11 protein-coding genes are annotated in these 13,701 nt (G+C 64.1%); 7 read left to right on the top strand and 4 right to left on the bottom strand.

All coding sequences use genetic code 11. The features are described from left to right. The 3 genes from gyrA (at position 1) to BLU29_RS09425 (ending at position 4,614) form a co-directional block, all read left to right on the top strand. Entirely contained in the window at positions 1 to 2,487 is a 2,487-nt protein-coding gene (gene gyrA / locus BLU29_RS09435) for a DNA gyrase subunit A (protein WP_091057101.1), read from the top strand. A 201-nt stretch (positions 2,488 to 2,688) separates the two neighbouring features. Next, positions 2,689 to 3,168, top strand: a complete 480-nt coding sequence (locus BLU29_RS09430; protein WP_091057099.1) for a PTS sugar transporter subunit IIA — start codon at positions 2,689 to 2,691, stop codon at positions 3,166 to 3,168. Between the two features lie 132 nt (positions 3,169 to 3,300). Next, positions 3,301 to 4,614 carry a M20/M25/M40 family metallo-hydrolase gene (locus BLU29_RS09425; protein WP_197677678.1) on the top strand — a complete coding sequence of 438 codons (1,314 nt, stop codon included), beginning with the start codon at positions 3,301 to 3,303 and terminating at the stop codon, positions 4,612 to 4,614. Between the two features lie 139 nt (positions 4,615 to 4,753). Here BLU29_RS09425 and BLU29_RS09420 read toward each other — a convergent pair whose 3' ends face one another. From BLU29_RS09420 to rny, 3 genes are all read right to left on the bottom strand, one after another. Next, positions 4,754 to 5,419: a 3'-5' exonuclease gene (locus BLU29_RS09420; RefSeq protein ID WP_091057094.1), complete on the bottom strand. Its 666-nt coding sequence runs from the start codon at positions 5,417 to 5,419 to the stop codon at positions 4,754 to 4,756. Between the two features lie 83 nt (positions 5,420 to 5,502). After that, on the bottom strand, positions 5,503 to 5,856 hold the full coding sequence (gene queF / locus BLU29_RS09415) for a preQ(1) synthase (RefSeq protein WP_091057091.1): 354 nt from the start codon (positions 5,854 to 5,856) through the stop codon (positions 5,503 to 5,505). 107 nt (positions 5,857 to 5,963) lie between these two features. Next, complete coding sequence (rny, locus tag BLU29_RS09410; RefSeq protein WP_091057090.1) at positions 5,964 to 7,550, bottom strand: ribonuclease Y; 1,587 nt, start codon at positions 7,548 to 7,550, stop codon at positions 5,964 to 5,966. Positions 7,551 to 7,881: 331 nt separating this feature from the next. On the opposite strand from rny, the gene rodA reads away from it, so the two are divergent. From rodA to BLU29_RS09390, 4 genes are all read left to right on the top strand, one after another. Continuing rightward, positions 7,882 to 9,114, top strand: a complete 1,233-nt coding sequence (gene rodA / locus BLU29_RS09405; protein ID WP_091057087.1) for a rod shape-determining protein RodA — start codon at positions 7,882 to 7,884, stop codon at positions 9,112 to 9,114. Between the two features lie 104 nt (positions 9,115 to 9,218). Then, positions 9,219 to 10,964 carry an Rne/Rng family ribonuclease gene (locus tag BLU29_RS09400; RefSeq protein ID WP_091057085.1) on the top strand — a complete coding sequence of 582 codons (1,746 nt, stop codon included), beginning with the start codon at positions 9,219 to 9,221 and terminating at the stop codon, positions 10,962 to 10,964. A 507-nt stretch (positions 10,965 to 11,471) separates the two neighbouring features. After that, positions 11,472 to 11,726 (top strand): hypothetical protein, encoded by a 255-nt coding sequence (locus BLU29_RS09395; RefSeq protein ID WP_091057083.1) that lies wholly within the window; start codon positions 11,472 to 11,474, stop codon positions 11,724 to 11,726. A 53-nt stretch (positions 11,727 to 11,779) separates the two neighbouring features. Further along, on the top strand, positions 11,780 to 12,541 hold the full coding sequence (locus BLU29_RS09390; protein ID WP_091057080.1) for a metallophosphoesterase: 762 nt from the start codon (positions 11,780 to 11,782) through the stop codon (positions 12,539 to 12,541). A 287-nt stretch (positions 12,542 to 12,828) separates the two neighbouring features. Here BLU29_RS09390 and BLU29_RS09385 read toward each other — a convergent pair whose 3' ends face one another. Beyond that, positions 12,829 to 13,698 carry an HNH endonuclease gene (locus BLU29_RS09385; RefSeq protein ID WP_197677677.1) on the bottom strand — a complete coding sequence of 290 codons (870 nt, stop codon included), beginning with the start codon at positions 13,696 to 13,698 and terminating at the stop codon, positions 12,829 to 12,831. Positions 13,699 to 13,701: the final 3 nt, after the last annotated feature.

Raw genomic sequence — 13,701 nt, 5'->3', positions numbered from 1 at the left:
ATGTATACTCAGAACGAAAAACTCTCCTCGGCCAACATCACCGACATCATGCAGACGGCTTACATCGAGTATTCGATGTCGGTCATCATCTCGCGTGCCCTGCCCGACGCCCGCGACGGCCTGAAGCCCGTCCAGCGCCGCATCCTCTACGCGATGCTCCGCGAGGGCCTGGTCCACAACCGCGCCTTCGACAAGTGCGCCGGCGTCGTCGGCGAGGTGCTCAAGAACTACCACCCGCACGGCGACTCCTCGGTCTACGACACGCTCGTCCGCCTCGCCCAGAACTGGGTCATGCGCTACCAGCTCATCGACCCGCAGGGCAACTTCGGCTCCGTCGACGGCGATCCGCCGGCCGCCTACCGCTACACCGAGGCGCGCCTGCGCGACATCGCCGAGGAACTCCTCAAGGACATCGAGGAGGACACCGTCGACTTCGTCCCCAACTACAAGGAGTCGACCACCGAGCCGACCGTCCTCCCCGCCGCGCTGCCGAACCTGCTGATGAACGGCTCGACCGGCATCGCCGTCGGCATGACGACGAACATCCCGCCGCACAACCTCTCCGAGATCATCGACGCCGCCTGCGCCATCATCGACCGCCCGGGCATCACCGTCGACGAGCTGGTCGGCTACATCCCCGGCCCGGATTTCCCGACCGGCGGCTACATCAACGGCCGCGCCGGCATCAAGTCCTACCTCACCACCGGCCGCGGCATCGTCCGCATGCGCGGCAAGGCCCACACCGAGGAGCTCAAGGGCGGCGGCGAGCAGATCATCATCACCGAGATCCCCTACAACGTGAACCGCGCCACCCTCGTGCTGCGCATCGCCGAGCTTGTCCGCGAGAAGGAGATCGACGGCATCCGCGACCTGCGCGACGAGTCCGACGAGAACACGCGCATCGTCATCGAGCTCAAGCGCGGCGAGCAGGCCCAGGTCGTCATCAACCAGCTCTACCAGAAGACCGCCCTCGAGTCCTCCTTCGGCGTCATCCTGCTGGCCCTCGACAAGAAGCGGCCGAAGCAGATGAACATCAAGGAACTCCTGGAGTGCTACATCGACCACCGCCGCGACGTGGTCACGCGCCGCACCCAGTTCCGCCTTAACCAGGCCAAGGCCCGCGCCCACATCCTCGAGGGCTACATCATCGCCCTCGATAACCTGGATGACTTCGTGAAGATCATCCGCGCCTCGTCCAACCGCGACGAGGCCAAGGTCCGCCTGATGGCGAAATATCCTCTCTCCGAGATCCAGACCAACGCCATCCTCGAGCTCCGCCTCTACCAGCTGACCGGCCTCGAGCGCGGCAAGATCGAGGCGGAATACCTCGAGCTCATGAAGCTCATCGACGAGCTCCAGGGCATCCTCAACTCCGAGGCCAGGCTCCTCGCGCTGATCAAGTCCGAGCTCCTCGTGCTGCGCGACAAATACGCCTCCCCCCGCCGCACCGAGATCATCGACGCCGAGGGCGACCTCCGCATGGAGGACGTCATCCCCAACGAGGGCTGCGTCATCACCGTCTCCCACCTCGGTTTCATCAAGCGCACCCCCGTCGCCGCCTACCGGGCCCAGAAGCGCGGCGGCAAGGGCGTCATCGGCGCCGAGACCTACGAGGAGGATTTCGTCGAGACGCTCTTCACGGCCTCGACCCACGACTACGTCCTCTTCTTCACCAGCACGGGCCAGTGCCTCGCCAAGAAGATCTACGACATCCCCGAGGGCACCCGCACCGCCAAGGGCAAGTCCGTCTCCTCCTTCCTCCGCCTCAACGCCGGCGAGAAGATCGCCGCCATGGTCTGCGTGAAGGAGTTCGACCCGGTCCACCACATCGTGATGGCCACCAAGGCCGGCATCACCAAGAAGACCAACCTCGCCGATTACATCAACGCCACCCGCGAGAGCGGCCTGCGCGGCATCAAGCTCGAGGCGGGCGACACCCTCGTCGGCTGCGTCCTGACCGACGGCGAGAACGAGGTCGTCCTTGTCTCCGCCAAGGGCCAGGCCGTCCGCTTCGTCGAGGCCGACCTCCGCGACCAGGGCCGCGACACCGTCGGCGTCACCGGCATGCGCTTCAAGTATGACGGCGACTACGTCAAGGCCATCGAGGTCTGCGACGCCCAGGCCCGCCTGCTCATCGCCCGCGAGGACGGCATCGGCAAGCGCACGCCGTTCGAGGACTACCGCCTCATCTCCCGCGGTGGCACCGGCGTCATCGCCATCGACCTCCCCGAGGACGGCTCCGTCAACGTCGCCGGCGCGCTCAGCGTCCGCGACACCGACGAGGTGATGCTGCTCACGGCCAAGGGCCAGAGCATCCGCACCCCCGTCGCCCAGATCCGCGAGACCGGCCGCGGCGCCAAGGGCGTCCGCCTCGTCAACCTCGAGGAAGGCGACAAGCTCCTGGCCATCGCCCGTGTCGTCGAGTCCGACGAGGAAGAGGCCGCCAACAGCGCCGCGCCCGGCGAGCCGCCGCCGGCGACGACGTAATCGGTAGGGGCGCTTGCCCTCAAGCGCCCGGGCCGTTGAGGGCAACGGCCCCTACCACCAGCTCCAAGGCGCGCCCCAATCGGCGCGCCTTTGTTTTGCCCGGCTTGTCTCGCCACAGCATTGGCGGCGGCGGACGGCCGCGCCTACTCCTGCCTTGCAACCACCCGGGGCGTGATTCTCCTACTATCATACGTCACCTGCATGGCCGCCCGTCTCTCCAGTCTCCTCACGCCGCAAAGCATCAATCTTTCGGTCGCCAGCACCAGGCGCACCGCCGCGATCAACGAGGTCGCCAAGCTCTTGGAAAGCGACCCGAACGTCGGCAATTTCCCGGGGTTTTACAACGAGTTGCTGGCCCGTGAACAGCTCGACACCACCTGCCTCGGCAACGAGATCGCCCTGCCCCATGCGCGCACGGAGCACGTGAAGAAGATCGTCATCGCCGTCGGCCGCAGCGACACCGGCGTCCACTTTGAGAACAGCAACCAGAACGTCCGCCTGATGTTCGTGCTCGGCACGCCCAAGTCGAATCCCGGCGACTACCTGATGCTCGTCGGCTCGCTCTGCCGCCTGATCAAGGAGGCCCCGCAGCGTGAGGCGCTCTTCACGGCCAAGACGCCCGAGGCCTTCATCGCCACGGTGAAGGAACTCGAGGACAAGGTGCTCGGTCCGGCCAAATAGGCTTGTGGGCGCGCCCGCCCGGCCCAACTCCCCGCTTGCCAGAAAGTCCGTCCCGGCAATCTTGGGCGGATGCGCTTTCCGACTCCTCTTGCCTCTGTCGCCGCGCTCTGCGCTGCCACTTTGTTCAACCCTGTGCGTGCCGCCGAGGGTACCGCGGCCGATGAGAAAATGCTGCGCGCGATCTACACCGCCGCGCTCACCAACGGCCCGGCCTATGAGCACCTGCGCGAGCTGACCACGAAATATCCCGGCCGCCTCGCCGGTTCGAAAAACCTCGAGGGCGCCGTGCAGTGGGGCGAGGCCCTCCTCAAGGCCACCGGCGCCGACCGCACCGAACTCCAGCCTGCGATGGTGCCGCATTGGGAACGCGGCGCGAAAGAGAGCATCGCCATCGTCGGCGGGGTGAAACTTACCGCAGTCGCCCTCGGCGGCTCCGTGCCCACGCCGGCCGGCGGCCTGCGCGCCCCGGTCGTCGAGGTGCAATCGCTGGCGGCCCTCAAGACCACGGACGTGAAGGGCAAGATCGTGTTTTTCAACCGGCCGATGAACCCCGAATACATCAACCCCGGCCTCTCCTACCGCGACGCCGGCGACCAACGCAACCAAGGCCCCGGCGAGGCGGCGAAATACGGCGCCGTCGGCGCGCTCGTGCGCTCGCTCACCCACGCGCATGACGACGTGCCCCACACCGGCGCCACCACCTACCCGCCTGACGGCCCGAAAATCCCCGCGGCCGCCCTCAGCACCATCGCCGCGGACAATCTCAGCGCCGCGCTCAAGCTCGACTCCTCCCTCACGGTCGAAATGACCATCAACTCCCGCTGGTTCGAGGATGCACCCTCGCACAATGTCATCGGCGAGCTCCGCGGCTCGGAGCACCCCGAACAGATCATCGTCGTCGGCGGCCATCTCGACGCGTGGGACATCGCGCCGGGCGCGCACGACGACGGCTCGGGCGTCGTTCAGTCCATCGAGGTCATGCGCCTGCTGAAGGCCGCCGGCTACCAGCCGCGCCACACCCTCCGCGTCGTGCTCTTCACCAACGAGGAGAACGGCACCCGCGGCGCCACCGCCTACTCCACCGCCGTGCAGGAGAAGAAGGAGCAGCACCTCTTCGCCCTGGAGACCGACAACGGCGGCTTCCAGCCCCGCGGCTTCAACCTCGGCAACCCCGCCGGCAACGCCGCTCGGCGCGCCGCCCGCTGGCGCGGCCTGTTCGAACCCTACGGCATCTACAGCTTCTCGGACGGCGTCGGCGGCACGGACGTGCACCCGCTCCTCGCCCAGGGCACCACCGTCGCCGGCCTGACGCCCGACTCCCAGCGCTACTTCGACATCCATCACACGACCGAGGACAGCATCGACAAGGTAAACCCGCGCGAGCTCGAGCTCGGCGCCGCCGCGATGGCGTCGCTGATTTACCTGGTCGACCAATACGGGCTGTGAGCCCCGGTTCGAAAATGTAGGGTCGCCGCTAGTCGGCGGACCTATCCTCGGTAGGGGCCGTTGCCCTCAACGGCCCTTCGAAGGACGCTTGAGGGCAAGCGCCCCTACCGGCCCGGCGACAAGCACCGGCCCTACAGCCTCAGAACAAATCCCCCTGCTGCAGCGCGCCGCGCTTGCCCGCGTCGAGCGTGCTCATCTGCAGGAGCCAGGGGATGGTCGACGCGACGAACTCGGGCCGCTTGAGCAGGGCCTGCAGCAGCAGCGCGCCGCCGAACGCATCGTAGAGCGCGGCGTGGTATTGCCGCCGGCCCGCCGGGCAATGCTGCGCCGCCAGCGCGTCGAGCTCGGCCTGCAGGCCGCACGCCGCGACCAGCTGCTCCAGCTGGCCGTCGCCGAGCTGCGGGAAGAACTGCGGATAGAGCCGGCCGGTGTCGATCCACGGGCCCCACTCGGCCGTGGTCTTTCCCGGCCGGGCAAAATCCGGCGCGCTGCGCGGGTAGGCCCACGCGCCCTTCAGCAGGAAATTTTCCGCGTGGGCGAAGTGTGCCGCCAGCGGACCGCTCTCGCGCAACCCCGCAAAATACTCCCACTCGTCCTTGAACGGCGCGAACGGCCGCAGCGCCGCCTCCGTCAGTCCGTGCACCGCCGTGTCCTCCGGCGCCACGCGGCCCAGCGTCCGGCAGAGCCGCGTGCGGGTTTCGGCGATGGCTCCGCCGCGCAATGTCACCACGCCAAACTCGATGATGCCGCTGGCGGCATTGCCCTCGAAGTCGATGAAATGGATCGGCGTTTCAGTCCAAGGCATGGGTCACCACCAATCTCCACCAATCATTCACTAATCAGAACCACTGATTTCATTAGTGTCCTATTAGTGTGGATTAGTGGTGCCTACCGTTTCCTCTTCCACTCGGCCGTGACGACCGACGAGAAACCGCCGCGGGCCTTCCATTTGGAAATAATGGTCAGGCTGCGGGGCTTGAGCACCGTGCCGAGATCGTCGCAGATCTTGTTCGTCACCGCCTCAAAGAAGATGCCCTCGTTGCGGTAGGCGTGGAAATAGAGCTTCAGCGACTTCAGCTCGACGCACTTCTTGTCCGCCACGTAGCGGACGGTGATGTCGGCGAAGTCGGGGTGGCCCGTCATCGGGCACACCGAGGTGAACTCGTGGTGCGTGTGCTCGATCACGTAGTCGCGCTGCGGCGCGGGGTTGGGGAAGGTTTCGAGGATCTTTTTATCAGCCATGGTGAGGAAAGTATCAAGTGACAGGCATCAAGTAACAAGACCCGGATGGCAGCAACCTTCTCTTGGCACTTGATCCTTGTTACTGGCTACTTCCGAAGCGGCGACGGTCACGTCGCCGTTTCGGTATACCGCTGCTCGCGGATGACGGTGACCTTGATCGTGCTTGGGTAGTCGAGCTCTTCCTCGATCTTCTTGCGGAGGTTCTTGGCCAGCAGGTGCGCCTGCTCGTCGGTCACCACGCTCGGCTGCACGACGACGCGCACCTCGCGGCCGGCCTGGATGGCGAAGGCCTGCTGCACGCCGGGCATCGTCATCGCCAGCTTCTCGAGCCGGCCGAGCCGCTCGATGTAGGAGGTCATGGACTCGGCGCGGGCGCCGGGGCGCGAGGCGGAAATGGCGTCGGCCAGGATCACCAGCCCGGCGTAGATCGTCTCGGGCTTCACCTCGGCGTGGTGGGCGGCGACCGCGTTGACGACGATGGTGGTCTCGCCGTAGCGGCGGATGAAGTCCGCGCCGATGAGCGCGTGGCTGCCCTCGTATTCACCCTCGATCGACTTGCCGATGTCGTGCAGCAGGCCGGCGCGCTTGGCGACGTTGGGCTCGAGGCCGAGCTCCGAGGCGAGCATGGAGCAGAGCTGCGCGACCTCGATGGAGTGGTCGAGGACGTTCTGCGTGTAGGAAAACCGGAAGCGCAGCCGGCCGAGCAGCTTGATGATCTCGGGATGCAGGCCGGAAATCTTCAGGCGATCCACGGCCTCCTCGCCGATCTGGGCGACATGCAGGTCCATGTCCTGCCGGGCGCGGTTGACGAATTCCTCGATGCTGGCCGGGTGGATGCGGCCGTCCTTGACCAAGCTCTCGAGCGCGAGCTTGGCGATCTCGCGGCGCACGGGATCGAAGGAGGAGATCAGCACCATCTGCGGCGACTCGTCGATCAGCAGCGTGGTGGCGGTGGCGGCCTCGAAGGATTTGATGTTGCGGCCCTCGCGGCCGATGATGCGGCCCTTCATCTCCTCGCTCGGCAACTGGACGATGGTGGCCGTGATGTCGTTGTTCGGCTTGCTGGCCAGGCGCTGCATCGTGGCGACGAGGATGCGTTTGCTCTCCTGCACCACCTCCTGCTCGGAACGCTCCAGCAGCTCCTTGCGCAGCGCGCGCAATTCCTCCTGGCACTCGAACACGACCTCCTCGCGCAATTGCTTGCGGACTTCCTCGCCGTCGAGCGAGGCGACGCCCTCGAGGCGCTTGCGCAGGCTCTTCGACAGGTCGCGCATGGCGTCGCGCGCCTGCTTGATGGCGCTGGCCTCGCGGGCGAGTCGTTCCTGCCGCTGCTCCAGCTGGTAGTCGAGCAGCGCGAGGGACTCCTCGTGCGAGCGGATTTCGCGCAGCATCAGCTCGATCTCGATCTTGCGGCGGTCAAAGTCGCGGTTCATCTCCGCCTCGCGGGCGCGGATGTCCTCCTCGGCCTTGCCGATCATTTCCTGCGCCGTGACGGCGGCCTCGCGCCTGGCCAGCTCGAGGTGCGAGGCGGCGCTCTGCTCGGCGAGGCGGCGGCTCTGGCGCATGATGAACCAGACGCCGAAGAAACCGCCCATCACGCCGACCAGCCCAGCCGCCAGCAAGGCCCACAAATACGGCTCGGCCGCACTGGACGTAAGGGCTGGCTTGGTGATGGCTGCGATGATGGTCAGCATCTCAGGGGTGGCGAACCTACGCGGGCCCGGGGGCTTGGCAACCATACAAAGGCATGGTTTTACAACTGCAGCCTTCCTGTAGCGGCGGTCTATGACCGCCGATCGTGGGTGCCGGGATGTTCGCCGGCGGTCATAGACCGCCGCTACAGAAAACCAGGCTGATCCAAGCGCGCTGCTCGAATTTGGTAGGGGCGCTTGCCCTCAAGCGCCCTTCGCCGGGCCGTTGAGGGCAACGGCCCCTACCAGCGTCCTGGGGTCAGGCCGCTCCACCCGCCACCACACTGCGCCGTTGCCAGCGGCAGTCGCGGGTGTTTAGTGGCGGTTCTCTCCTGTGAATTTTCTCCGCCGCCTCGATCTTGGCAGTTTCTTCAAGCTTACCACGCGCGAGCGGTTCGACTGGATCACGCCGGTGTGCGTGCTGTGCCTGAGCCTGTTCGGGGTCTTCTTCATCTACAGCGCGCAGCTCGCGCGGGACGAGGCCGACTGGATCAAGCAGCTCGTGTGGCTGGGCCTGGGCCTGGTGGTCTACGTGACGACCTCGCTGCTGGATTACCGCCTGTGGCTGAAATACGCGCACTTCGTCTACCTCGCCGCCTTGGCGTTCCTGCTGCTCGTGCTCATCCCGGGCATCGGCACCACCCATGGCATGGGCGCCCGGCGCTGGCTGGGCCTGCCCGGCCTGAGCGCGTTCCAGCCCTCGGAGTTCGCCAAGATCGCCGTCATGTTCGCCGTGGCGTCCATCCTCACCGGCTCCCGCCTCGGCACGGTCAAGGACTCGCTCCAAGTGCTCGTAAAATTGGCCCTTGCGGTGGGCATACCCATGCTGTTGATAATCGCCGAACCCGACCTCGGCAGCGCCCTCGTGATTGCTCCGGTGGTCTTCGCCATGCTGTTTGTTTCCAACCTTTCGATGCGCTTCTTTGCCGGGGCGCTGGGCGTGTTCGCCCTGCTCGTCGGCGTGGTCGCCCTCGATGTCTGGCGCTACGGTAACTTCATGGACGAGAACCACCTGAATTATACCAAGGATCGGGGCGCCTATGAAAAGCAGTCCTGGCTGCCACTGAAGGATTACCAGCGCAACCGCGTGCTGGCGTTCGCCATGCCGGACAAGATCGACCCCATGGGCATCGGCTGGAACAGCCGGCAATCGCTCATCTCGGTCGGCTCCGGCGGCCTGACCGGCAAGGGCTGGACCGAGGGCACCCAGGCCAAGCTCGGCTACCTGCCGCCCGCCGTGGCACACAACGACTTTATTTTCTCCGTCATCGCGGAGGAGAAGGGATTTTTGGGAAGCATCACCGTCATCGGGTTGTTTGGCGTGGTGTTGTGGAACGGACTGCGGATCGCCGGGCTCGCCCGCGACCGCTTCGGCGCGTTACTGGCGCTGGGTGTCACGGTGCTCTTCACCGTGCATGTGTTCGTCAACATCGCCATGACCATCGGCCTGGTGCCGGTTAAAGGCATACCGCTTCCCTTCATTAGCTACGGCGGCACTTTCGTGCTCAGCTGCTGCTTGCTGCAAGGACTGGTCCAAAGCGTCTATCGGTTTCGGAGGGACTTTTAACATGAGTCACCTGCCACGCCATATTGACCGCTCTGCCGGAATCTCCTGCGCACAGCCTGCTGGACACGGGCGCCCCGTTACAACCACCCGGGATCAACCCCACCATGAACGACCAGCCCACCAACTCCGGCGCCCCTTCGGACGCCGCCTCACACCATGAAGAGGAACTCGCCCAACCCCCGCCGCAGAAGCACAGCGAGCCTCTCACTGCCGACCAACTCCGGCAGCAATCCAAGGAACGCGCCGCCGACCGGCCCATCCTCCAGAAAATCCTGAGCATTTTCCGGAAGGAAAAGGGCACCTTCCGCGAACTCGTCATCAACTCCGAGCCCCTCGAGAAGCGCGTCGCGCTGCTCGTGGACGGCACCCTCGACCGCTTCGAGATCGAGCGCGATTCCGACAACCGCATGGTCGGCGGCATCTACAAGGGCCGCATCAAGAACCTCGACCCCGGCCTCAAGGCCGCCTTCGTCGACATCGGCTACAACAAGAACGCCTTCCTCCATTACTGGGACATGCTCCCCGCCGCCGCCGACTCCTCCGTCGAGGTCGTCCGCGTCAACAAGAAGAAGGACGCCGGCCCGCGCAAGGCCGAGCCGACCGTCAAGGACATCCCCGGCCTCTACCCGCCGGGCACCGACATCGTCATCCAGGTGACCAAGGGCCCGATCGGCACCAAGGGCCCGCGCACCACGACGAATCTGTCCCTCCCCGGCCGCTACCTCATCCTCACGCCGTTCTCCGACGGCTGCGGCATCTCCCGCAAAATCGAGGATCCCCTCGAGCGCAAGCGCCTCAAGACCCTCATCAACGAGCTCACCATCCCCGAGGGCATGGGCGTCATCGTCCGCACCGCCGGCGAGGGCAAGAAGCCGCGTTACTTCGTCCGCGACCTGCACCTCCTCCTCACCAAGTGGACGGAGATCCAGCGCAAGATGGAGACCGACCGCGCCCCCGCCTGCCTCTACCAGGAGCCCGACATCGTCGAGCGCACCGTCCGCGACTTCCTCACCGAGGACATCGACCGCGTGCTCGTGGACAACGAGGACGACTTCAAGCGCACCCAGGAATACGTCGGCCAGATCTCCAGCCGCTCCAAGGGCAAGATCGTCTACTACAAGGACTCCATCCCGGTCTTCGAGCGTTACAACATCGAGCGCCAGATCGAGCAGACCTTCCAGCGCCGCGTGCCCCTGCCTTCCGGCGGCGAGATCGTGATCGACGAGACCGAGGCCCTCATCTCCATCGACGTCAACACCGGCTCCCACAAGAGCCGCTCCGGCGACGAGAAGAACACCATCTTCCAGGTCAACATGGAGGCGGCCACGGAGATCTCGCGCCAGATCCGGCTGCGCAACATCGGCGGCCTCGTGATCATGGACTTCATCGACATGAAGGAGCGGCGCCACCGCAACGCCGTCTACGACCGCATGGTCGAGCTCATGTCGGAGGACAAGGCCAAGACGCACATCCTGCCCATCTCGTCGCTCGGCATCATGCAGATGACCCGCCAGCGCCAGCAGGAGTCGCTCTCGGCCAACCTCTACACCAGCTGCCCCTACTGCCGCGGCCGCGCGGTGGTGAAATCGGCCACGACAATGTCGGTCGAGTTGCAGCGCAAGCTGTCCTCGGTCGCCCGCCGCCTGCAGGCCCGGAAGGACGGCAAGGAATACTCGCTCCGCGTCCACGTGCACCCCTCGATCCTCGAACGCCTCCGCGTCGAGGACTCCGAGCTGCTCGTCCGCATCGAGAAGACCTTCGGCATCAAACTGGCCTTTAGGGCTGATCCGAATTATCACGTCGAAAACTTCAAAATCATCAACGCGAACACGAACGAGGAGTATCGCTGAGCGATGCCAGCTGACATTAATGTCGGGACGCAGACATTAATGTCGTGGTTAGCTCCCATTAAAGTCGAGTCGCCTGAACATTAAAGTCGGGTCGCCTGAACATTAAAGTCGGGTCGCCATTTGGCCGCAGGATTTTGTTCCTGCGGCCAATCTTTTACCCAACAAAACGTTCGTTATTTGCGTGTTATCTTGCGAGGTAGCTTCCTTGTCCGGTTGCTTGTGGTCGAAGCCTTTAGTGGTGTTTGCCGCCTTTAATCCCGTTTCCCCGCCTTTTAATCCTGTTTAATCGTCGAGCGAAGGCCGCAGCAACCCTGCGGCCTTCTTTTTGTAGATAGCCTACCCGATCGAATGATTGTCTCCGCTCAGCCGCCGAGGCGTTCGACCCTCCAGTCCCCAAGTTCTCCACATTTGAGCGTAAGGGCATAGTTCCGGCAGCCCGACGCGTGCCCAAGGCTCTCGTACCTGTTCCCCGTTTTCCAGTTTGAAGGGGCTGCCGTCGCTCCCTGGGTGATCAAGGTGATCGACATCGTTGGCAATGGTTTCGCCGCCCTCCACTTTCTGACCGTGGAGCGCAAGCAACTCAAAGGTGCCAGCTACTTGACGCGCTTGTTGGCCGCCACCGCGCCGAAAGCGCGAGCGGTTCGAATCCAAGAAGTGCTCACCGCTGCGGGTGGTCTGGGATTTCCTATGGAAAAAAATGACCAAATGGTCCGGCTGGCTAACTCAGCGCCTGCCAACTTTGAGTGCTTCCGCCACATCTAAAGGGCGACGGATTTCTTGATTAGGTCGGCTAGACCTGCAGGGTTTGCTCATTGATGAGAATTCGTGTCCTCAGCGATCTCCATCGGGAATTCGGATCCGTTGATCTACCGGACGCCGCCGCGGACGTCGTGGTCCTCGCTGGCGACATCGATCGCGGCGTGAAGGGCGTCGCTTGGGCAAGGCAAAGATTTCCCGATAACCCCATTCTCTACATCGCGGGTAATCATGAGCACTACGATGAGCGTATTGGTCGACTGCACGAAAAGCTACGAGAAGCCGCAACGGGTTCGAACGTCATCATCCTCGAAAACGAAACCTACGAGTTGAAGGGTTACCGCTTTTTCGGCGCCACTCTGTGGACCGACTTCGACCTTTTGGGCGACCGACCAACCGCCATGCTTATGGCCGGCTCAAAAGGAACTGGCATGAATGACTACCGGAAAATTCGCCGTCAAGACACCAGCCGACTGCAGCCCAAGCACACCGCGCTTCTCCATGCCGACACACGTCTGGCCCTCAATCAATTCCTAACAGCAGGGGATCCCGCGCACTCTGTGGTCATCACTCACCACGCTCCTTCGCCCAAGTCCGCCCAGACCGGAAAGGAATTGGACCCCATCAGCGCAGCGTATGTCTCGAACATGGATGAACTCATTTGCGAGCGAGGCCCGGCGTTGTGGGTTCATGGGCATATTCACGAATGCCGCGATTACATCATCGGAAAAACTAGGGTGCTGAACAACGCGTTTGGCTACCTCGCTTCGGCAGGCCCCGAGTGCGCCGGTTTCCGCCCTGACCTTGTCGTCGAACTTTAGCGCCGACGGGCCAGAACAGGGGTCCGGTGGTTTCGAAACCAAGACTGGTTATGCTCGACCTACACGGAGGGTGAAATGAGGTCGCCGTATTGCGGCTCACGAAACTGCGCACAATACCTGACCTTCACCTAGAGCAGGATCCGGGATCCCGGTTAGTGCACTACGGGTAAGACACGATCCGGTGCGCAGGTGACCTCGGCAGCTGTTTCGCTTGTCCCGCCAGCTCCCACGCCCTTGAACGGAGAACGCCTGCCATCCCGGTGGAATTTTTCCGAGCGATTTGAGGATCAATTCAGGCGCATCAACGCGCGCAATTCGTCTGGCGTCAGGGGCGGATTGCGGCGGTGCAGCATCGCGTGACAATTCGGACAGACGGGCCTCAGGTCCCTGATCGGATCGACCGTATGTTCCTGGGCCGTGACGGCGAGTTGCTCGAGGTGATGCACATGGATGAAACCGGCGCCCAACTCCCCGAAGCGTCGCTCGAAATCAAAGCCACACACCTGGCAAACGAACCCATAATGCGCGAGACACGAGGCCCGGGCTGCCGGGTCACGCTCGTAGCGCGTCTGCACAATTTCGGTCGCCGCTCCCTCGACGAAGCGCAGGACGGGTTTCGCCAGTGCTGCCGGCCCAGCCGGTGGCGGTTGTCCAGGTGGCTGAGACGGTGCGGGTGGACCTGGCTTGCGAGCCCGGGCATCGTGCCCCCGCAGGTCGGACAAGATCTTACACTCCGACCGCCGGCACATCGTATCGAGCCACAATCCAAACTCGCGGTCCCACTCTTTGTCGAAACCCATGTGACGCGCCGCACCCGTGGCATCGTGGGGAGCGGGCAGCGGCTCGTCGATCCAGCCCTCGACAATGACAGTCGAAGCGTGGCTGGTCTCGATGTAAGAACTTTCCTTTCGTTTCCTGCGGGGAACATATGTTACAAGAATGGCGCAGTCATACTGGGCATGACACATTTCCTTCAGTGAAACGCGAGAGACCTGAATGCCCCGATAGCCGACAAACGACATGACGGCGCCGTGCACGTAGACGGTCGACGGACCGAATTGGTGCAGCGGCTTGATCGTCCCAATATCCGCAGGCATGATGAGGGCCGACGTTTCGAACGAGCCGTGAGAAAGCGGAGGATTGGTCCCGAAATTCATGGC

The organism is Opitutus sp. GAS368, from assembly GCF_900104925.1.
Classification (GTDB): domain Bacteria; phylum Verrucomicrobiota; class Verrucomicrobiia; order Opitutales; family Opitutaceae; genus Lacunisphaera.
Note: the sequence above shows the minus strand (reverse complement) of the source record. Positions and strands in the feature narration are given on the sequence as shown.